The organism is Archangium sp. (assembly GCF_057119385.1).
The window spans coordinates 19,058-39,158 of the sequence record NZ_DBNGVP010000136.1 but is presented as its reverse complement, the minus strand read 5'-3'; the positions used below and the strand labels follow the sequence as shown (position 1 = coordinate 39,158).

At 70.3% G+C, this 20,101-nt stretch carries 15 protein-coding genes; 6 read left to right on the top strand and 9 right to left on the bottom strand.

Annotated features, from left to right (window positions below; all coding sequences use genetic code 11):
- Positions 1 to 39: 39 nt before the first annotated feature.
- A complete protein-coding gene (locus AC16DP_RS33295; protein WP_329727828.1) occupies positions 40 to 1,797 on the top strand; it encodes an ELWxxDGT repeat protein in 1,758 nt (585 codons plus the stop codon).
- On the opposite strand, the gene AC16DP_RS33290 is transcribed toward AC16DP_RS33295, so the two are convergent.
- Positions 1,766 to 2,386 carry a non-canonical purine NTP pyrophosphatase gene (locus AC16DP_RS33290; RefSeq protein WP_329727827.1) on the bottom strand — a complete coding sequence of 207 codons (621 nt, stop codon included), beginning with the start codon at positions 2,384 to 2,386 and terminating at the stop codon, positions 1,766 to 1,768. The genes AC16DP_RS33295 and AC16DP_RS33290 overlap by 32 nt on opposite strands.
- A 29-nt stretch (positions 2,387 to 2,415) precedes the next feature.
- Positions 2,416 to 4,128, bottom strand: coding sequence for a TIGR00730 family Rossman fold protein (locus AC16DP_RS33285; RefSeq protein WP_329727826.1), 1,713 nt, complete (start codon positions 4,126 to 4,128; stop codon positions 2,416 to 2,418).
- Positions 4,129 to 4,445: 317 nt separating this feature from the next.
- Here AC16DP_RS33285 and AC16DP_RS33280 point away from each other — a divergent pair, with 317 nt between their 5' ends.
- Positions 4,446 to 7,037, top strand: coding sequence for an amidohydrolase family protein (locus AC16DP_RS33280; protein WP_329727825.1), 2,592 nt, complete (start codon positions 4,446 to 4,448; stop codon positions 7,035 to 7,037).
- Between the two features lie 15 nt (positions 7,038 to 7,052).
- On the opposite strand, the gene AC16DP_RS33275 is transcribed toward AC16DP_RS33280, so the two are convergent.
- Both AC16DP_RS33275 and AC16DP_RS33270 read right to left on the bottom strand, forming a co-directional pair.
- Positions 7,053 to 7,580 (bottom strand): DUF4240 domain-containing protein, encoded by a 528-nt coding sequence (locus AC16DP_RS33275; RefSeq protein ID WP_329727824.1) that lies wholly within the window; start codon positions 7,578 to 7,580, stop codon positions 7,053 to 7,055.
- A 34-nt stretch (positions 7,581 to 7,614) separates the two neighbouring features.
- Positions 7,615 to 8,469: a hypothetical protein gene (locus AC16DP_RS33270; protein WP_329727823.1), complete on the bottom strand. Its 855-nt coding sequence runs from the start codon at positions 8,467 to 8,469 to the stop codon at positions 7,615 to 7,617.
- Between the two features lie 142 nt (positions 8,470 to 8,611).
- Between AC16DP_RS33270 and AC16DP_RS33265 the strand changes: the two genes are divergently transcribed.
- Entirely contained in the window at positions 8,612 to 9,073 is a 462-nt protein-coding gene (locus tag AC16DP_RS33265) for a hypothetical protein (RefSeq protein ID WP_329727822.1), read from the top strand.
- Between the two features lie 121 nt (positions 9,074 to 9,194).
- Positions 9,195 to 11,504 (top strand): membrane dipeptidase, encoded by a 2,310-nt coding sequence (locus AC16DP_RS33260; protein ID WP_329727821.1) that lies wholly within the window; start codon positions 9,195 to 9,197, stop codon positions 11,502 to 11,504.
- A gap of 157 nt (positions 11,505 to 11,661) precedes the next feature.
- Here the strand turns inward: AC16DP_RS33260 and AC16DP_RS33255 are convergent, their stop codons facing one another.
- Positions 11,662 to 13,245 (bottom strand): NHL repeat-containing protein, encoded by a 1,584-nt coding sequence (locus AC16DP_RS33255; RefSeq protein WP_329727820.1) that lies wholly within the window; start codon positions 13,243 to 13,245, stop codon positions 11,662 to 11,664.
- Between the two features lie 201 nt (positions 13,246 to 13,446).
- Between AC16DP_RS33255 and AC16DP_RS33250 the strand changes: the two genes are divergently transcribed.
- Positions 13,447 to 14,145, top strand: coding sequence for a class I SAM-dependent methyltransferase (locus AC16DP_RS33250; protein WP_329727865.1), 699 nt, complete (start codon positions 13,447 to 13,449; stop codon positions 14,143 to 14,145).
- 3 nt (positions 14,146 to 14,148) lie between these two features.
- On the opposite strand, the gene AC16DP_RS33245 is transcribed toward AC16DP_RS33250, so the two are convergent.
- The 4 genes from AC16DP_RS33245 to AC16DP_RS33230 form a co-directional block, all read right to left on the bottom strand.
- Positions 14,149 to 16,026 (bottom strand): hypothetical protein, encoded by a 1,878-nt coding sequence (locus AC16DP_RS33245; RefSeq protein WP_329727819.1) that lies wholly within the window; start codon positions 16,024 to 16,026, stop codon positions 14,149 to 14,151.
- An 8-nt stretch (positions 16,027 to 16,034) separates the two neighbouring features.
- Positions 16,035 to 16,727, bottom strand: a complete 693-nt coding sequence (locus tag AC16DP_RS33240) for a response regulator transcription factor (protein ID WP_329727818.1) — start codon at positions 16,725 to 16,727, stop codon at positions 16,035 to 16,037.
- On the bottom strand, positions 16,724 to 18,247 hold the full coding sequence (locus AC16DP_RS33235; protein WP_329727817.1) for a sensor histidine kinase: 1,524 nt from the start codon (positions 18,245 to 18,247) through the stop codon (positions 16,724 to 16,726). Before AC16DP_RS33235 ends, AC16DP_RS33240 begins: the two co-directional genes overlap by 4 nt.
- Before the next feature lie 62 nt (positions 18,248 to 18,309).
- Complete coding sequence (locus tag AC16DP_RS33230; protein WP_329727816.1) at positions 18,310 to 18,900, bottom strand: hypothetical protein; 591 nt, start codon at positions 18,898 to 18,900, stop codon at positions 18,310 to 18,312.
- 192 nt (positions 18,901 to 19,092) lie between these two features.
- Between AC16DP_RS33230 and AC16DP_RS33225 the strand changes: the two genes are divergently transcribed.
- Positions 19,093 to 20,094 (top strand): NAD(P)H-dependent glycerol-3-phosphate dehydrogenase, encoded by a 1,002-nt coding sequence (locus tag AC16DP_RS33225; RefSeq protein WP_329727815.1) that lies wholly within the window; start codon positions 19,093 to 19,095, stop codon positions 20,092 to 20,094.
- Positions 20,095 to 20,101: the final 7 nt, after the last annotated feature.

Below are 20,101 nucleotides of genomic sequence, written 5' to 3'. Positions count from 1 at the left end.
CCCCGTGCCCCCTGTGTCTTTGGGGAAGCGAGGGAGCGGATGGTTCATCGGTCCATGGCGGCGGTGTGGCGCCTGGTGCTCGCGTTGGCGGTGGGGAGCACCTTGCCGGCGCGGGCGGAGGGCACGCCACACCCGGGGTGCCGTCCTCCCGCCGTGCTCGGGGACGTGGCTCCGGGCGTGGGCAGTGCGTCGCCGGGCTCCTTCCTGCGCATCGGCGAGACGGTCTACTTCGTCGCGGACGATGGGGCGCACGGCGCCGAGCTGTGGAAGAGCGATGGGACGGAGGCGGGCACGATGCTCGTCAAGGACATCCAGCCCGGACTGGCCGGCGCGAATCCCGGACTGCTGACCGGGCTGAACGGGGTGCTGCTCTTCATCGCGAACGACGGCACCCGCGGCTTCGAGCTGTGGCGGAGCGATGGGACGCCCGCGGGCACGGTGATGGTGCGGGAGCTCAACGCCGGGCGGGAGGGGGGCAACGCCACGGACCTCGTCGTGATGGGCGGGAAGGCCTGGCTCGCCACCGCCGACCATCTGACGGGCCGGGAGCTCTGGGTGACGGACGGGACGTTCGACGGCACGCGGCTCGTCAAGGACATCCACCCGGGCACCAGCACCTCCATCGTCGCCCGGTCCATGCGAGCCGTGGGCAACACCCTCTACTTCGCCGCCGATGATGGCACCCATGGCTTCGAGCTGTGGAAGAGCGACGGGACGGAGGTGGGCACGGTGCTCGTCAAGGACATCGCCGCGGCGGGAGCCAGCGCCTACCCCGGCCAGCTGACGGGGGTGGGGGACACGCTCTTCTTCACGGCCAACGACGGCACCACCGATGACGACCTGTGGCGGAGCGACGGGACGGAGGCGGGCACGGTGCGCGTCCAGGCGCTCTTCGGCGAGCCGTTGCACCCGGCGCCCGAGGCGCTGACGGCGGTGGGCGGCAGGCTCTTCTTCCGCCTGGACGACGAGGTGCATGGCTCCGAGCTCTGGGTGAGCGACGGGACGTCCGAGGGCACGCGGCTCGTCAGGGACATCCACGCGGGGGCCACGGGCTCGAGCCCCCATTCCTTCACGGCGGTGGGGGACACGCTCTATTTCGCGGCGGACGATGGCCTCGGGGGTGTCGAGCTGTGGAAGAGCGATGGGACGGAGGCGGGCACGGTGCGGGTGAAGGACGTCCGCCCCGGAAGCGTGGGCGCGTCACCCGAGGCCCTGACGGCGGCGGACGAGAGGCTCTTCTTCACGGCGGACGATGGCACTGGTGCCTCGCTCTGGGTGAGCGACGGGACGGAAGCGGGGACGCGGGCGGTGGACGCCGGGGTGGCGGGCGGTGCGCCCCAGGCGCTGACGTACACGGGCGGCACCCTCTACTACTCCGCGACGGACGAGGCCCGGGGGCGGGAGCCGTACGCGCTGTCCCCGGCCTTCTTCGGGGACTGTACGCCGCCGGAGCTCACCTGCCCGGCGGACGTGGAGGCCACCGCCACGGACACTGGTGGCGCGGTGGTGCACTACGCGCCCGCGCGGGCGACGGACGCCGCCTCGGACGTCACGCTCGGCTACAGCACGCCGTCTGGCGCCACCTTCCCTCCGGGGGAGCACCCGGTGCGCGTCACGGCGTCCGACGCCGCGGGCAACACGGCGAGCTGCACCTTCACCGTGCGCGTAGTGGCCGCTCCAGGCGGAGCGGAGGACTCCGGGTGTGGTTGCACTTCCGGCTTCGCGGCGGATGCGCCCTGGCTGCTGCTGGGGGCGCTCGTCCCGCTCAGGGCACGCCGCCGCCGCGCTTCCCGGTAGCCGCTTCGTCCCGCTGCACCAGCCACCGCGCGAACTGCGCGTACACCGACTGGTGCTGCCACCGGCCGAACACCGCGTCGCGCTCGGCGGGGGACAGCGCGGACAGGGGGCTCGTGCCGCCCTCCGGAATGAAGACGTTCCACACCGAGGACCAGGCGTCGGGGGCGCGGGTGCTGTCCGCCTCCAGGGCGAGGCTTCCCACGGCCTGCCTGTCCACGAAGGTGTGGGGCGTGCCGTCCTCGTCCACGTAGACCATCGCGCCCACGAAGCGGCACGTCCGCGGCTCCTGCCCATGGGCGAGCCTCAGCAGTCCGGCCACGCCAATCGTCTCCAGCATGTACTTCGTCACCGGGCCCGGGAAGCCGGCCAGCGAGTCCACGCACAGGCCGCTGTCCTCCACCACCAGCGGCTCCTCGAAGTACGCGAACGCCTGCCTCGCCTTGTCCAGGGCCACCGCCTCCAGCGTGCTGCCCTGGGGCTCGATGATGGGCAGCTCGAGGCGCTCGAGCTCGTAGCCCACCGCCGCGAGGCACTTCTCCAGCACCTTCGCCTTGCCGCGGTTGGTGCTCACGAACGTGATCTTCTTCACTGCTGCTGCTCCTCGGGCGGCGTTGGCGCTCAGAACCATTTGGCGGGGAAGGGCGGGGGGACGTAGGAGTCAAGATAGGCGAAGACGCCCGGCAGATCCTCGGCCAGATGGTAGATGTGGCGGTGGTGCTGCGCGCTGGCGAAGCGCTCCTGGAAGAGGTGCTCGAAGAGGGCCGTCAGCGGCTCCCAGAAGCCCTTCGCGTTCACGAAGACGATGGGCTTGCGGTGCATGTGCAGCTGCTTGGACGCGATGATCTCCAGCGCCTCGTCCAGCGTGCCGAAGCCGCCGGGGAGCACCACGAACGCATCGGCCCGCATCTCCATGACCGCCTTGCGGCCGCGCAGGTCCTTCGTGGCGATGAGCTCGGTGGACTGCTCGAAGACGTAGGGCGTGCCGCGCATCACCTCCGGGATGACGCTGATGACGTCGCCGCCGTGCTCGCGCGTGGCGTGGGCCACCGCCCCCATCAACCCCGTGTTGCCGCCGCCGAAGACGAGCCTGTCTCCGCGCTTGCCGATCTCCGCCCCCAGCGCCGCGGCCAGCTCGAACCACGCCGGCTCCACGATGCCGCTCGAGGAACAGTAGACGCAGAGGGTCCGCGGCTGCCGGGCGGGCGTGGGGCCCTGGGTGGAGCGGGCGGCCTCGTCCCGCGGCTCCTCGCGGAAGCACTCCTCGAGGATGCGGTTGAGCTCCGGATCCTCGCAGCGGTGCAGGCGGTCGATGATGGAGAGCGTCAGCTCGCGCAGGAAGGGACGGATGGCGGCGGGGGTCTCCTCCAGGCACACGCGCAGGTCCTCGAGCATGCAGCGGGCCGCCGCCGGGACGCCGATCTCCAGCATGGCCTGGCGCAGGCGATCATGGAGGAAGCGGGTGCGGTCGCAGATCTCCGCGTGCTGCTGCTGGAACTCCATGAGCGAGGCGCCGTGGAGCGGGCGGTACTCCTTCCAGAGCTGCTCGACGAGCGCGCCGAGCTCCGGCCGTTGGCCGATGGAGAGGAGCAGGGGCCGGGTGACGATGCCCATCTGCAGGTCATCGTTCTCGCCCTGCTCGTCGCGGCGCTCGAGCAGACCGACGACGTCATCCACGTCCTGGAAGATGTAGCTGAAGCGGTCCACCACGGTGCCAGGCAGGGGCGCGCGGCCGTTGAGGGCCAGGGCGCTGTCGATGGCGAACGCGGTGGCCACGCCGGTGGCGGCGTAGCGCTGGGAGAGCCAGTGCTCGAAGGTGGCCTGCTCCGGGTAGGTGTTCTGCCGCTCCCAGAGGAACATGGAGAAGATGCGCAGGACGTACTGGAGCAGGGCGTCGCTGAACTCGGGCGAGCAGCGCCGGGCATGCTGGGCCATGAGCATGAGCAGCGCGCCGGTGAAGGGCGTGGCGCTCGCCTCGCCGAAGCGCCGGGGGAAGCTCATCCGTCCGGAGCGCATGGGGGTGCGGTCCACGGTGTCATCCGCGATGGCCGTCACCTCCATGCTCAGCAGCATGGCGGGCAGCGCATCGATGTGCCGCGGGGTGATGCCTCCGGACGCCTCGGCGGCGGCGAGGAACATCAGCGGGATGAGCATGAAGGAGGGCTGGGGGCTCTCCACGGTGACATGGTCGAAGAAGGGCCGGAGCTCCGTGGGGATGGGGGCTTCGTGGACCTTCTTCAGCGCATCCACCAGGAGGGGGCGGTAGGTGGACTCCACGCGCTGGAACATGCCCCGGAACTGATTTGGGAACTGGATGGGAATGGAGGCGGTCATGGGCTCAGGGTGAAGCGGTGGGGGAGAGAGGGCTACCGGGTGGGTAGAGCGTGCCAGCGCGCTCGGTGTCTCCGCCAGCACCCGGGGGGGTGCCATGCCGCGAGCCGGCCTCCGCGATCCTGCGCGCCGGGGGCGGAGGGCGTGGGGAGGGGGGAGGGAGGGGCGGAGGACATGGGCACCCGGGATTCTACCGTGATACGAGGGCCGGCATGCGCTACCGCCACCTACCTCTGCTGTTGTTGACCGCCTGCGCAACCGTTCCCCCCAGCACACTTGCTCCCACCCACCCTCCTGCAAAGGTTGCTACCTCACCGGGCGTGCCAGCACGGGTGTGGAACCAGACACGCGCGGTCGTGGTGCGTCATGCGACGGTGATGCCCGCCTCGGGCCCGGCCATCGAGGACGGGGCGGTGGCCTTCGCGGACGGGAAGCTGCTGGCGGTGGGACGCAACGCGGAGGTGGCCACCCCGCCGGGCGCCGAGGAGGTGGATGGAACAGGGCTGTATGTGACACCCGGTATCATCGACGCGCACAGCCACCTGGGCGTGTACGGCTCGCCGGAGACCACCTCCACCAGTGACGGCAACGAGGCCACGGCCCCGGTGACGGCCGAGGTGTCCGCCGAGCACTCCTTCTGGCCGCAGGATCCGGCCCTGCGCCGTGCGGCGGCGGGTGGCATCACCTCGATGCTGGTGCTGCCGGGCAGCGCCAACCTGATGGGCGGGCGGGCCTTCCCGGTGAAGCTGCACTTTGGCCGCTCGGCGGCGGAGATGCGCTTTCCGGGGGCCAGGGACGGGCTGAAGATGGCGTGCGGGGAGAACCCGCGCCGGAGCTACGGGGCCGCGCAGCGCCGCGCGCCGGCCACGCGCATGGGCAACGTGGCGGGCTACCGGCAGGCCTTCGCCCGGGCGCGCGAGTACCAGGAGCGCTGGGAGGCCTGGGAGAAGAAGCACGCGAAGAAGGCCGAGGAGGCCGGGCCCGCGCCGCTGAGGGACTTGCAGCTGGAGACGCTGGTGGAGGTGATGCGCGGCAACATCCTCGTGCAGAACCACTGCTACCGGGCGGACGAGATGGCGGTGATGCTGCAGGTGGCCGAGGAGTTCGGCTACACCATCCGCGCCTTCCACCACGCGCTGGAGGCCTACAAGCTGAGAGACCGGCTGGCGGACAAGGGCGTGGCGGTGGCGACGTGGGCGGACTGGTGGGGCTTCAAGATGGAGGCCTGGGACGGGATTCCGGAGAACGCGGGCCTGGTGTCGCAGGCGGGCGGGCGCACCGTCATCCACTCGGACTCGGCGCTGGGGATTCAGCGGCTCAACCAGGAGGCGGGCAAGGCGCTGTGGCGGGCGCGCGAGTCCGGTATCCCGCTGACGGAGGAGGAGGCGCTGCGCTGGGTGACGCTGCACGCCGCGTGGGTGATGGGGGTGGAGGACCGGACGGGCTCGCTGGAGCCGGGGAAGATGGCGGACGTGGTGCTGTGGAAGAACCACCCGCTGTCCGTCTACGCCCGCGCGCAGCGGGTCTGGGCGGACGGTGTCGTGACGTATGACGCGGACACCGGCGCGGTGGAGGCGAGCGACTTCGAGCTGGGCGAGCGGGCCGGGGGCTCGGCGAAGCTGGTGGCGCGGCCGGCGGCGGCTCCGGCGCTGAAGGACATGGGGCTGGAGGCACGCTGCGAGCCCTCGAAGGAGGACGGGTGCGCGCGGCCGCTGGAGGTCAAGGACGGCGCGTGCACGGTGTTCCAGGACGTGGCCGTGCTCTCGCGGGGGACGTGGCAGGCCCACGCCTCGGTACTGGTGGAGGGCGGGAAGGTGACGCGGGTGCAGGCGGGGGCGCTGAGCGCGGTGCCCGCGGGGTGCCGCGGGGTGGACGGCAAGGGCCGGGTGCTGACGCCGGGCCTGGTGGATCCGCTCACCAGCCTGGGGGTGGTGGAGGTGGGGATGGAGGACACCACGGTGGATGACACGCTGCGGGGCGAGGCGGCGAAGGAGCCCATCCGCGCCTCGCTGCGAGCGGTGGACAGCCTCAACCCGGCGGCGGAGACGTTCCCGGTGGCGAGGCTGGGAGGCGTGACGACGGCGGGCGTGGTGCCGGTGGGCGGGCTGGTGTCGGGGCAGAGCGCGTGGGTGGGGACGGACGGCACGGTGCGCCGGGCGCCGCTGGCGCTGCACATCCAGCTGGGGGTGACGGGCCGTAACGCGGTGTCCGGCCCGAGGGCGCTGGTGCTGGAGCGCCTGCGGGAGCTGCTGTCGGACGCGCGCGAGTACACCAGGCGCAAGGGGGACTTCGAGCAGAACCGGATGCGTGAGCTGGCGGCGAGCCGGTTGGACCTGGAGGCGTTGCAGCCGGTGCTGGCGGGAGCGCTGCCGGTGGTGGTGACGGCGAACCGGGTGTCGGACATCCGGGCGGCGCTGGCGCTCGGGCGCGAGTACGGGCTGAAGCTGTTGATTGCTGGAGGCCGCGAGGCGTGGATGGTGGCGCCGGAGCTGGCGGCGGCGAAGGTGCCCGTCATCGTGCAGCCCACGCAGAACCTGCCGTCGAGCTTCGACGGGTTGAACAGCCGGATGGACTCGGCGGCGCTGCTGAGCGGGGCGGGGGTGAAGGTGCTCATCTCCACCATGGGCGAGCCGCACATGGTGCGCACGCTGGCACAGGAGGCGGGCAACGCGGTGGCGTGGGGTCTGCCGTACGAGGAGGCGCTGCGGGCGATGACCTCGAACGTGACGGAGTCCTTCGGGCTCGAGGGCGGGCAGGTGGCACCGGGGCAGGTGGCGGACCTGGTGCTGTGGAACGGGGAGCCGCTGGAGGTGAGCAGCCGCCCGGTGGGCATGTGGCTGGGAGGAAGGCAGGTGCCGCTCACCAGCCGCCAGCAGGCGCTGTACGAGAAGTACCGCACGCTGGCGAAGTAGGGCGGGGACGCCGGTTCATTCCCGGCGGTACCTGGCCCAGAGCCTGGGGAACCTCCGCGCGAGGTTCTCCTCGTCTTCATTCCACCGCTCTCCAGCGGGCTCCATGGGGGACGGTCTTGCGTACTCGGGGGGCTCCCGTCCTGTCAGCTCCTCGTAGACTTGAGCCGGCACATACTGGAACTCCTCGAAGAAGACGTCTTCGACTCCAGGCGCATCGGCGACCTCAATGAGTGATTCCGCGTCCGATAAGGCGGATTCGAAGACGCGGCGGCCCATGGAGATCAACCAGCTCCGGAAGTCCGCGAAGCCATCATCCGAGCAGCCGCCCGCGATGAGGTAGGCGGCCCCCCACAGGTCCCAGTGAAATGCCGCGGCCATCCGCTCCAGGAACTGGTTGCGGAAGTCCAGGATCTCCTCGGGTGGCAGTTGCAACAGCAGGCGTCGGAGTTCCTCGCGCTGCCGCTCCATGTTTCCGTCAATCCGGTCTGGGTCGAACCCGTTCCGGGATGACTCGATGAGCTTCCAGAACTGCTCGGCGTTCATGCGGATGAGTCTCCTTCGCGATGTAGGGCGGGCGCTACTCCATCGGTACGGCATCTGGCTGCTGGATGACTGGAAGTTCCCTGTTCAAAAGACCCGGAACGAAGTCACCCTTCCAGTCCGTCGTCCCCCACAGAGCCTCGGCCTCATCCCTCAGACTGCGGAACTCCGAGGCGGATATTTCGATCTTCTGCCCTTCCTCGCTGCCGCTCAGGTAGGCCTTGTAATGCCGTGACGGCAGCAGCGAGGTACTTTGCTCCAGTGTGAAGAACCCTCGTTCGTCACCCAGTACATAAGGTGCCATGACGTACTGGGACATCCGCGCATCACGATAGAGCAGCCAAGCGTCCAGGAGTGTCAGTGCCATGAGTGCCTTGGGTGCAGTGCCTGCAACACGCCTTTCGACCAGTTGCCACCTGTCGCTGGTGGTCACCTTGTGTCTGGCCGCCCATGCGGTTGCATCCGTCGAGGCATTCAGTTCGTTGAGGAGCCGCGTTTCCTTCTCACTTGTCGCCAGTCGCCGGTTGGCTCTTTCGATTTGCTCCCTTGCTTGCTCCAGCACGCGTTGCTCCGCGGCACGTAGCGCCTCGGTTCTCGCGCTGAGCAGGGTCTGCCTGTTGGAGGATGGCACATCGAGATTCGCGAAGACCTCCTTCGCATAGACCTTCGTGCCTTCCTGCTGGAGAAGCCTGGCCCATTTGTGATTGTTCGTCAGGCGCTGCTTGAGGTCCGCTGCGGACCCCACATAGATAACGGTCTGGCCATTCAGATGGCCCTCGAGCCTGTAGACCCATCCAATCCGCGGGAGTTGGCCTCCACTCGATGCCGCGCTGTCGGCGACCCCGAGGAAGAGCAGGAGGGGGACGAGCATCATCCGCGAGAGTGGGGACATGGGACGGTTCCCGATGTGTGATGGGGCAGGACCCGTGGCCTGGATGCGCCGCCGGAGGACCCCCGTGGTCAGCACGCGTTGTACGAGAAGTACCGCACGCTGTTGAAGTAGGATGGAGGGGTCCCTCTGCCCCTCGTGTCGTATGGACCCCTCGGCCTCCATCACCATCGACGACTCCCTCTGGCCGCTGCTGCAGGTGAGGTTCCCGAGCGAGTTCACGAACGCGCAGCAGGAGCAGTACCTGGGCCAGCTGCTCACCTATCTGCGCCGGGGGGAGCGGTACGTCGGAATCATGGACACGCGCCTGTTGAAGAACCCGTCCTCCGAGCAGCGTCAGCGGCAGGCGAACTTCATCCAGGAGCACGAGGCCCTGTTCCGCCAGTGCTCGCTCGGGACGGTGGGCATCGTCACCTCGCCCCTGGTGGCGCTGGGGGCGAGGATCCTCATCCACCTCAAGCCCATGCCCACGCCGTTCTACGTCGCCGCCTCGCTCCCCGCCGCGCTGTCGTGGGCCGCGGGACAGCTGGAACGGGCGGGCCTCCTGGAGCCCGCCGAGCGCGTCCGGAGCCACTTCGGACTCCTCTCCGAGCGCCGCACTGCGTAGCGGAGGCGGGTCATTCCTGTCCGAAATGGAGAAACAAACCGGGGCGGATTTTTTCACCCCCTCCCTTCATTTCCAGAGGTACGGGCGGTATCAGGGAAGCTTCCTGAAAAGGGAGCCCTTCATGAAATCCCTGTCTCATTGCGGAGCAGTGCTCGTGCTGTCGTTGGCGCTCGTGCTGGCCCAGGGCTGCAGTCCCGTGCAGCCGGAGCCCGTCGAGGCGCCCCAGCTGGGGAAGAACCAGCAGCGGGTGGTGAACGGCTTCGCGGAGCTGCACCACCACATGTTCGCCGAGCAGGCCTTCGGTGGTGGCTGGTTCCACGGCGGCCACACCGGTGCGCTGACGCGCTGTGATGGAGGCGCTCCCGAGAGCGACCATGCCCGCGTGCGCATGGACCTGAGCGAGCTGCTCAACCTGTGCCCCAACTCGGGCAGCGTGGACCTGAGCGGCGTCCCCATCCTCTCGGATCTCTTCGGCCTCGCGGGCGCGGTGGGCTCGGAGTTCATCGGCAAGATGGAGGGCACGGAGGGAGACACGGGCCTGCACCTGGGCCGGCGCGAGGTGGGCACCGAGTGGCCCCGCTGGGACACCATCGCGCACCAGCAGTCCTGGGAGGGCTGGCTGCGGCAGGCGCACCAGGGCGGCATGTCGCTGGTGGTGGTGTCGCTGGTGAGCAACGGCTTCCTGTGCCGGGCGCTGCCGTACCAGAACCTCGACCGCCCCTGCGACGAGATGGCGGACGTCGAGGTGCAGCTGCAGATGGCCCGTGACTTCGACGCGCGCACGGACTGGGCGGAGATCGCCCTGTCGCCCGCGCATGCCCGGCAGATCATCGGGGCCGGCAAGCTGGCGATGGTGCTCTCCATCGAGACGAGCAAGCTCTTCGGCACCAAGGACTGGCGCGGCGAGCTGGACCGCTTCCACGCGCTCGGGGTGCGCTCCATCCAACCGGTGCACCAGCTGGACAACCGCTTCGGTGGCGCGGCGCTGCACAACGCCATCTTCCAGGCGGCCCAGTTCATCGAGAACTGCCACATCGACTACGACTGCGGCGTGACGACGGGCTCGTTCACGCTCGGCTTCGACGTGGCGCGGGACGCGGCGGGCAACTGCCGCAACACCAAGGGCCTCACGGACGAGGGCAAGGCGCTGGTGCAGGCGATGATGAACAAGGGGATGCTCGTGGACATGGCGCACCTGTCCGAGAAGAGCACCCGGGACGCCTTCGCCATCGCCCAGGCGAACAACTACTACCCCATGTACATCTCGCACGGTCACTTCCGCGAGGTGATGAACCCGAAGCTGGCGGAGGACGAGAAGACGACGCCGGCGTGGGCGGTGCAGTACGTGCGGCAGACGGGCGGCATGTTCGGCCTGCGCACGGCGCATGACGAGACGCGCGCGTACACGAAGTCCGGCATCGCCAACAACTGCCAGGGCTCGAGCCGCTCGGTGGCGCAGGCGTACGAGTATGGCCGCCAGGGATTGAAGGTGCCCATGGCGTTTGGCGCGGACTTCAACGGCTTCATCCAGCAGACGCGGCCGCGCTTCGGGCCGCACGGAGCGTGCTCGGCGGGCTTCCAGGCCGAGGCGGATGATCAGGCGCACCAGCAGGAGGTGTACGGGCCGGGGCGGCTGGGCACGGACTTCGACGAGTACGGCCTGGCGCACGTGGGCCTGCTGCCGGACCTGTTGAGGGACCTGGGTCGGCTGGGGGCGAACACGGCGGGGCTGTCGAGCTCGGCGGAGACGTTCCTGCGGATGTGGGAGCGGGCGAACGGGCCGCGCGCGGGCATGGCGGATCCGGCCTCGGACATCGACACGAGCGGGATTGCCCCCTACGAGGACAAGTCCGTGCGCGAGGCGCGCTACCCCACGGTGTGCGGCATGGCGTACGCGCCGGACTCGAAGACGCTGAACGAGGGCTGCCGTTTCGACGCGGAGTGCATCAGCGACCAGTGCACCTCGGTGCTGTGCTCGACGTTCGATGGGCGCTGCGTGTGCAACGATGATGGGGACTGCGGCGCGACGAGCTACTGCCAGGACGAGATTCCGGCCAACCCGGGTGACAACGACTGCGTGCCGAAGAAGGGCAACTGGGACTCGTGCAGCCGGGATGGGCAGTGCTTGTCGGGGGCGTGCGGCGGCTGCGCGGACGCGGTGGGGTGGTGCTTCACGCCGCGGTCCAAGACGTATGGGCAGAGCTGCAAGTCGGACAACGAGTGCACGACGGACCGGTGCAGCGCGGACTGCTACATCAACCCCACGGGCTCGTGCCTGTGTGACAGCGATTCCCACTGCGCGAGCAACCAGTACTGCGGTTGGGGAACGAACTCGGGCAAGTGCCAGAACAAGAAGTCGCGTGGAGCGGCGTGCGCGTACGACCGGGAGTGCCTCTCCAACAACTGCCGCTGGTCGTTCACCTGCGCCTGATCTGAACCCCCCCACTTCCCCTCCAACTTCCCCTCTCCCCCCGGGAGAGGAGCCCCCCGTCGTTCAAAGGGGGGGCAAGCCCCCCGGGGTGAGGGTATCGAAGACACCAGGTTCCCCTCCGTGCTCCAGGAGGGGAACCGTGCTCCCACCCGGTGCCTCAATTCCCCGAGTAGATGCCGATGGCACCGGGGACGTGGTACTCGTCGCTGCCCATGAAGCCGACGAGGATGCGGCGCCCGTTGCTCCGGTCCACCTGGATGTCGGCGACGGTGCTCATGCACAGCCGGCGTCCGAAGTCGGAGCAGCCGTAGGTGAGCACCTTGCCGTCCTTCACGCGGAAGACGGAGCCGAGCCAGCGGGCGCCGGTCCACACGCTGCCATCAGTGGGGTCCACGGCCACGGTGGACAGGTGCGGCACGCCGACGTTGAGGTACTGGACGTCACCGCCCTCGGCGTTCATCCGCGCGAGCCCCTTGGTGAAGGAGCTGACCCAGACGGTGTCATCGCCGGCCACGGCCATGCCGGACACGTGGTCGTCCACGCGGTCGGCGGGGCGGGACATGTTGGGCTCGCCCACCTTGTCCGGCCAGAGGTCGAAGCGGTTCCAGGCATAGGCATGGTCCTCGCTCATGCTCTGGGCGCGCCAGTAGTTGTTGCCGTTGGAGCCGTAGCGGAAGCGGGTGGAGCGGTTGGAGCCGCCGAAGAAGACATCCCCGCTGGGGTGGACGGCCACGCCGTAGTAGGCGTCGGTGAGGAGGACGACGTTGCCCTGCTCGTTGAGCGCGTTGATGTGCGGGTGCACGTGCTCCATGACGCCCGAGCAGGAGAGCTGGCCGTTGCAGGTGTTGTTGCCGGTGTAGCGGGCGTCGCCGCGGGAGAAGCCGTGGTTGCCGCCGAACCAGACGCTGTTCGTGTTCTTGTCGTAGGCGATGCGGAGGATGTTGCAGATCTTCTCGCGGCCGCGCAGCTCGTCGCGCACCACGCCGGGGCCGGAGAAGATGTCGTAGTGGACGACCTCGAGCGTGCCGTCCGCGCGCAGCGTCACCTTGTCCGCGTCACCGCTCTTGTAGCGGGAGGGGTCCGGGCTGGGGCCGTCCCAGTTGCTCTCGCAGTGGTTGTTGCCCGTGCCGGGCCGGCCCTCGTAGCCCACGAAGACGGTGCCGGCGGGGCCGCCCGCCACGGAGATGACCTTCAGGTACTTCTCGCCCGGGGGCTCGCTGCCGTCCGGCATGAAGCCGTAGGGGCGCAGCCCGTCGGCCATGGTGAAGCGCTGGAGCGTGTCGGCGCCTGGACGGAGCATGAAGAGGCCGTCCTCGCCGCCAGCGACCCAGACGTTGCCGCCCTCGTCCGCGGAGATGCCGTAGACGCGCCGGGGCCCGCCGTGCTGGGTGCCGTAGAAGCGCCAGCCCGGGGGGGAGGTGAACTGGATGGCCTCCTCGGGCGCGGGCGTTGGCGCCGGTGGAGTCACCGGGCCCGGCGGAGTCACCGGACCCGGCGGAGTCACCGGACCCGGCGGAGTCGTCGGAACCGGGTCGGGTGTCGGGGTGCCCGTGCCGGGGCTTCCTCCGCCACCCGTGCCCGGGCCAGCGGGTGGCGTCGAGCCATTCTCGTCCTCCCGGGGCGAGTCCAGTCCGGGGTTGTTCCGCTCGGACTCGTCATGTCCGCTGGTCGTCTGCGTGCAGCCCGTCCACATCGCGCTCGTCACGACGAGCGCCGCCGCCCACCGCCATCCGCCCTTCATGTCGCTGCCCACCTGTTCCGAGGAATCCGGGTACCCACGCGGCACCCCTCGTCCCGAGCCATCGCAAGCCGGGTGCCAGCCCGGTCCGACTCGGAGACGGGGCCATGCGTCGGCTCCCGGACAGCCCCTGGGTACGCGGGTGCCCAGGAATGGCAGCGTCCTGACCCCGCTGCGCCTCCAACCGTGCTAGTCCGGGAGATGATGGCCGGAAACGACACGCGCGGCCGCACGCCGCTCTCCCTCGTCGGGCAGGAACCCGACATTCCCTTCTACACGCGCCAGGCGGCCGAGCACGGGGGCCCCGTGCTGGTGCTGGGCGCGGCCAATGGGCGCGTGGCCTGGGCGCTGGCCGGGGCGGGCCTGTCCGTGCTCGGCGTGGACCCGTCCGAGCGCATGGTGCAGGCCGCCGAGGAGCTCCGGGGCTCGGAGACGCCGGAGGTGGCCGCCCGCGTGCGCTTCCTCCACGCCGACCCGCGCTCGCTGCGCCTGCCCGAGCGCTTCCCCGTGGTGCTCGCTCCCCAACATGCCCTGGGGATGATGGGCTCGCGGGAGGACCTCGAGGCCTTCCTGTCCACGGTGCGCCACCACCTGCTGCCGGGAGGCATCTTCGTCTACGACGTGCTCAACCCGGCGCCCGAGCCCGCCGCTCCCCGCGAGGACGAGGAGCCCGGTGCCGCGCTCGAGCCGCGCCGGCCGGTGTTCGCCTTCCACCTGCGCGAGCGCCGGCAGCCCGGGGCGCCGCTCGGCATCCGCCGTCTCAAGCTGAGGCCCTTCACCGCCGAGGAGCTGGACGCGGCGATGCAGGCCTGTGGGCTCACGCCCCGCGAGCGGTACGGCCGCTTCGACGGCAAGCCGTTCGACCCCGAGGACGCGCGGCACATCGGCGTGGTGGAGGGGTGAGGCTCAGTACCTGAAGGTGGCGCCGCCGAGCAGCATGGGGGTGGACAGGAGCCGGTCCCGCCCGGGCTCGTGGAAGGCCTCGAGCTGGCCGCGGACGAAGAAGCGGGAGAAGCGCGTCACGTCCACCTGGGCCTCGGCGTAGGCCCCGAGGTCCGAGGGGGCGGAGAACCCATCGCCGCCGAGGTCCCACCCGAGGCCGAGCCCCGCGCTGCCGCCGAGGACGAGTCCGAGCCGGAGCTGCGTTCCGAGCCGCAGCTCCGCGCCGGTCTCCACCGCCAGGGTGGTGGCATGCACTCCCTGGAAGGCGTGCCCGTCGGACGGGTGGAGCGCCGCCTTGTAGCCGGGCGAATTCAGGGCGAGGGCCGCGAACACGCCCGCCCGCTGCCGTTCACCGAAGCGCCGTCCCAGCCGTCCGCGCACGCCGATGACGGAGGACTCGGCGCCGAAGCTCCGGTCGAGCGCGAGAAAGCGCGTGAAACGCATGGGGAGCAGGACCACCCCGACGGCCAGCTCCTCGCCGGTGGCCGCGTTGTTCAGCTCGAAGCGGCGTTGGACGGGGGTGAAGCGGAGGTCGGCATACGGAATGGTGACGCCCGCCGGGCCGGAGCCCAGGGCGAGGTGCCCGTCGAGCGAGGCCCAGAGCAGGTACTCCGGGGTCCGCACGGCGTCCCACGTATCCTCCGGCACCACGGTCTCGTGGAGCAGGAAGCGGGTGCGGAGCAGGGCGTTCCACGCGGAGCCGACGTTCCGGAATCCACCTCCGCCGAGCTCGAACACGGGCCGCAGGAGGGCCTCGTCGAAACGCGGGGCCTCGTAGCGGGGTGCTGGGACGGGGAGCGCCTCCGGCGTGCGCTCTGGAGCCAGCGGGGAGAAGTCCGGCGGGCTCCGGCCACAGGCCGCCCAGATGGAGAAGTCCTGCTGACGAGGGAGCTCTCCCCGGGCGATCAACTCCCGGACGTAGCGGAGGTTGAAGTCATCGGGTTTCCGCGGGTAGCGCGCGGAGGCGCGGTAGTGCTCCAGGAAGCTCTCGCTGTCGAGCCGGGGGCAGTAGTCCCGCCGCAGGTTGGCGCGGACCTCTTCCCAGCGCTGGGGGACGAACGCGGAGTTGTTGACGGTCTCGTCGAGCTGGGGCGAGACGTACTCGCGCCAGTCGAAGGGCCGCGTCAGCCGCCATCCCTCGGGCGTCTTCAGCAGCCGGGGGTCCTCGTCCTGGCAGAGGCTCCGGTAGAAGAGGAAGCCCTGGTAGTTGGCCTCGAGATCGGCGAACGAGAAGACGCCCGTCGTCACGAAGCCCAGGGTGCCGTGCTCCGTCCGCGCGCCGTAGCGGACCAGTTGCTCGAGCGCCTCGCGTTCGGGGACGCCCTCCCGCATCAGCTCACGGTAGCGCTGGTGGTACTTCCATCCGGACTGGAAGAAGTGGGAGAGCTTGTCGGCGCCCATGTGGACACCGGCGACGGTGAAGGTCGCCTTGATGCCGAAGGAGAGGCCCCAGTCCCAGAGGCGCTCGTTGCGGTAGAGGGAGAAGTGCTTCTCGAAGCGCGCATGGTCCTTCTTGGAGGGCACGCGGTCGATGCGGGGGGAGTTCTCCGCCCAGAGCTCGATTTTATGGAGGCCCGAGATGCGGAAGCGCTGGTAGACGCGGTGGGCGACGTCCTGGCACGAGTACTGGTCCCAGCTCGCGCGCCGGTTGACGAGCGCCAGGGCGCCGAGGATGTCCCGGTTGATCTTCTCGTTGAGGACGTCCAGGGAGTCGCGAGGCGGCTTGTCGATGGCGAAGTACTGATCCGTCTCCGTCGCGCGGGCGCTTCCCGGGAGGGCGGCCCACAAGCCCAGGGCGCCGAGCCAGGCCCGCCACGGCAAGAGGGAGCGTCGGCGGAGCATGGGGGGCCTCAGCGCTCGAAGCGGTAGCCGAGCCCGCGCACGGTGAGGAAGTGCCTGGGCTCCTCGGGGTCCGGCTCCAGCTTGAGCCGGAGCTGGCGCATGAAGTTGTCCACGGTGCGGGCGCTGCCCTCGTAGCCGTAGCCCCAGGCGGCGCTGAGCAGCTCCTCGCGGCTGAAGGTGCGGCCGGGGTGCGCGAGGAAGTGGGCCAGCAGCTTGAACTCCTGGGCGGTGAGCTCCACGGGCTGTCCGCCGCGGGTGACGGTCTTGGCGCTCAGGTCCACCTGCACGTCGCCGAAGCCCACGGTGGGGGGCTGTCCCTGGGCGGGGTAGCGGCGGCGCAGCACGGCCTTGATGCGCGCGAGCAGCTCCTGGAGGCCGAAGGGCTTCACCACGTAGTCGTCCGCGCCCAGGTTGAGGCCGAGGATTTTATCCATCTCCGCGCCCTTGGCGCTGAGCACCACCACGGGGATGTCGCGGCCGCGCTGGCGCAGCTCCTTGAGGAGCTCGAAGCCGTTGAGCTCGGGCAGCATGACGTCGAGCACCAACAGGTCCGGCGACTCGTCGAGGGCGCGGGCCAGACCCTGGCGGCCGTCCTGGGCCTGGAGGACCTCGTAGCCCTCGAAGTTGAGGTTCATGGACAGGCCGGTGAGGATGGCCAGGTCGTCCTCCACCACCAGGATGCGTGTTGGCTTGTCGCTCATGACTTCCCCACCGGGAGGTGGATGGTGAAGCGGCTGCCCTTGCCCAGCGCGCTCTTCAGGGTGATGCGCCCGCCGTGAGCCTCCACGATGTGCTTGGCGATGGCCAGTCCCAACCCACTGCCCTCCGTCTCGCGGGTGAGCAGATTGTCGACTCGATAGAAGCGCTCGAAGATGCGCCGCCTGTCCCGCGGCGCGATGCCCACGCCGTGGTCCTCCACGGTGAGGTCCACCCACTTGCGGCGGGCGCGGACGGTGAGGGAGATGCGCTTGTCCTCCTTGCTGTACTTGTAGGCATTGTGCAGGAGGTTGAGCAGGGCACCGGAGATGGCCTCCTTGTCCACCTGCACCGGGGGGAGCTGCTCGGGCAGGTCCACGGAGAGCCGCAGATCGCCCTCCAGGCGCTGGGCGCGGAAGGCGGACACGGCGGCGTCCACCACGGTGGGCACGGGCAGGACTTCCGGGTGGTACACCTTGCGGCCGCTCTCGATGCGGGCCCAGTCCAGCACGCGCTCGACGAGGGTGCTCAGCCGCTCCGTCTCCTGGGTGAGCATCTGCAGCACCTGCTGCGTCTGGGCGGGGTCCTTCACGCGGCCCAGGGCGAGCGTCTCGATGAACATGCGGATGGAGGTGACGGGGGTGCGCAGCTCGTGGCTCACCAGGGAGACGAAGTCCGTCTTCATGCGCGAGAGCCGGGCCTCGCGGTAGAGGACGCGGCCGGTGTAGACGACGCCGAAGGTGAGGGTGACGTAGAAGAGGCCGAGCAGCACCACGTACACCACGCGGTTGCGGGTGGAGGCGCGGGCGACGGGATCCTCCCCGGTGGGCACCACGGCGAGCCGGAAGTCCTGGAGGGGAGGGGGCAGCACCTGCTCGGCGAGCACCTGGGGCCCGAGCGCGTTGGCGCGGGCCTGGGCCACCTCCAGGGCGAGCTTGCCCATGAGGCCCTCGCCGGTGGCCTCCTGGCGGGCGAGCAGGACGAAGCGCACGGGCTCGCTGGACGTCACCTGGACCTCGGCGCGCTCGGCGAGCAGGGACTCCAGGGCCTCCTGGGAGAGCCGGACGCCGTACACCACGTCGCCCAGGCGCTCGGCGGCGAAGAGCGCGGCGCGTCCGCCCACCATGAGGGAGAAGTACGAGGTGCCGGAGGGGAAGTCTCCGGCGGAGAACGGGGTGGCCTGCAGGGCGGCGGCGAGCTCCGTGTCGGGGGAGCTCACCTGCTTGCCCTCCACGCGGAAGAAGACGGGGGTGGACAGGAGCCGCCCCCGGGAGGCCATCACGCGGGGCTGGCCGTCCACGAGCTCGAAGCGCGAGGCCCGCAGCATCGCGGGCAGGTCCTCGGTGAGCGTCTCGAGCGTGCCCTGCCAGGCGGCCTCCAGCCGCTTCTCCACGGCGGCGCGCTCGTTGATGATGGCCACCACGCCGAAGCCGGAGAGTCCGGCCGAGGGCAGCACCACCAGGACGATGAGCAGCGCGAAGGTGCGCCGGAAGCTGAGGATGACGGAGGGTTGCGGGCTCGGCACGGCCGCTCTCCTTTACCTCCCCTGGGAGCCGGGTGCTCGACTTCGTTGGGGGACGCGGCGCGTTACGGGGCGCCCGCGTCGGACTCCGGGCCGGCGTCCGGCGTGGAGCCGCCGATGGCGGGCGGCGTGGCGGCCTGCTCGAGGCGCTCGCGGGTGATGCCGAAGAGCGTGGTGCGGGCGAGCTCGGGGGCGCGATCCCTGTTCTTGCCCAGCCAGGTGACGACGACGCCGCACGGGGTGTCATCGTCCCAGGCCACGACTTGCATCATGCCGGGCACGGGCTCGCGGCGGGCGGCGGCCTTGCCGAGCGCGGGGATCTCCATGCCCCCGGCGCGCAGGGTGGGGGCGAGCAGGGTGCGCACGTCCTGCTCGTCGGGGAGCTGGTGGCAGTCGTAGGCGATGGAGACGGTGACGTCCTTCTGCTCCGGCTCCGGGGAGCGGAAGGTGCAGAGGGGCCCGCAGGTGGGGCACGTCCGCTCCTCCTTGAAGGTGAAGCCGGGCAGGGCGTCGCGAATCTCGGGGGTGACGAGGCCCTCGCAGGTGAGGGCGCCCGGGGGAGGCAGCGCGCCCGCGTCCGGCGTGCCCGCGCTCCGTGAGCGGCATGCGCCGAGCGCCAGTGCCAGCACCACTCCCGCGCCCCATCCGACCCTCATCCCTGGCTCCCTTGTGTGCGCATACCCGTGAAGCGGCGGATGGTAGAGGCCCGCCCCCCACGTGGCCACGGGGAAGTGCTGGCCTGCCCGCTGGCGGACGCTGCGCCGCCCGCCTGCCTGAGGGGAGGCCTCGTTCCCGGGTGGGGTGTGGTCTAAGCTGCGCCTCCCCTCGTTCCCCGGGAGAATCGTCCCATGCGCGCCAGTGTCATCGGCTCCGGCTCCTTCGGTACCGCCCTCGCCAACGTGCTCGCCGTCAATTGCGAGCAGGTGGGCCTGTGGGGCCGGGACGCCGCCCTCGCCGACGCCATCAACACCCGCCACGAGAATTCCGGTTACCTCCCCGGCATCCCCATCTCCCCTCGCGTCCAGGCCACCACGGACCTGAAGACGGCGCTGGAGGGCGCGGAGCTGGTGGTGCTGGCCACCCCCAGCCATGCCACGCGCGAGGTCGTCTCCCACGCGCTGCCCTACCTGCCCAGGCACGCGCCCATCGTCACGGTGGCCAAGGGAATCGAAAACGAGACGCTCCTCACCATGACGGAGCTGCTCGAGGACTGCCTGCCGGAGGAGCACCACCCCTACATCGCCGTGCTCTCCGGCCCCAGCTTCGCCAAGGAGCTGGCCCAGCGCATGCCCACCGTCGTCACCATCGCCTCGCACTGGGACAAGGTGGCCGTGCGCTGCCAGAAGGCGCTGCAGACGGAGACGTTCCGCTCCTACACCTCCAATGACGTGGTGGGGGTGCAGTACGGCGGCGCGCTGAAGAACGTCATCGCCATCGCCGCCGGCATCGCGGATGGGCTGGGCATGGGCCACAACGCCCGCGCGGCCATCATCACCCGCGGCCTGGCGGAGATTACGCGCCTGGCGGTGCGCAAGGGCGGCAATCCGCTCACGCTCTCGGGGCTGTCCGGCATGGGGGACCTGGTGCTCACCTGCACCGGCGAGCTCAGCCGCAACCGGCACGTGGGCATGGAGCTGGGCCGGGGCCGCTCGCTCGAGGAGATTCTGGGCGACATGAAGCAGGTGGCCGAGGGCGTGAAGACGGCGAAGAGCGCGCGCGACCTGTCGCGCAAGGTGGGGGTGGAGCTGCCCATCTGCGATCAGGTGTACGCCATCGCCTACGAGGGCAAGAGCGCCCGCGCGGCGGTGGTGGAGCTGATGACGCGCCAGCCCAAGTCCGAGCTGGTGTGAGGGAGCG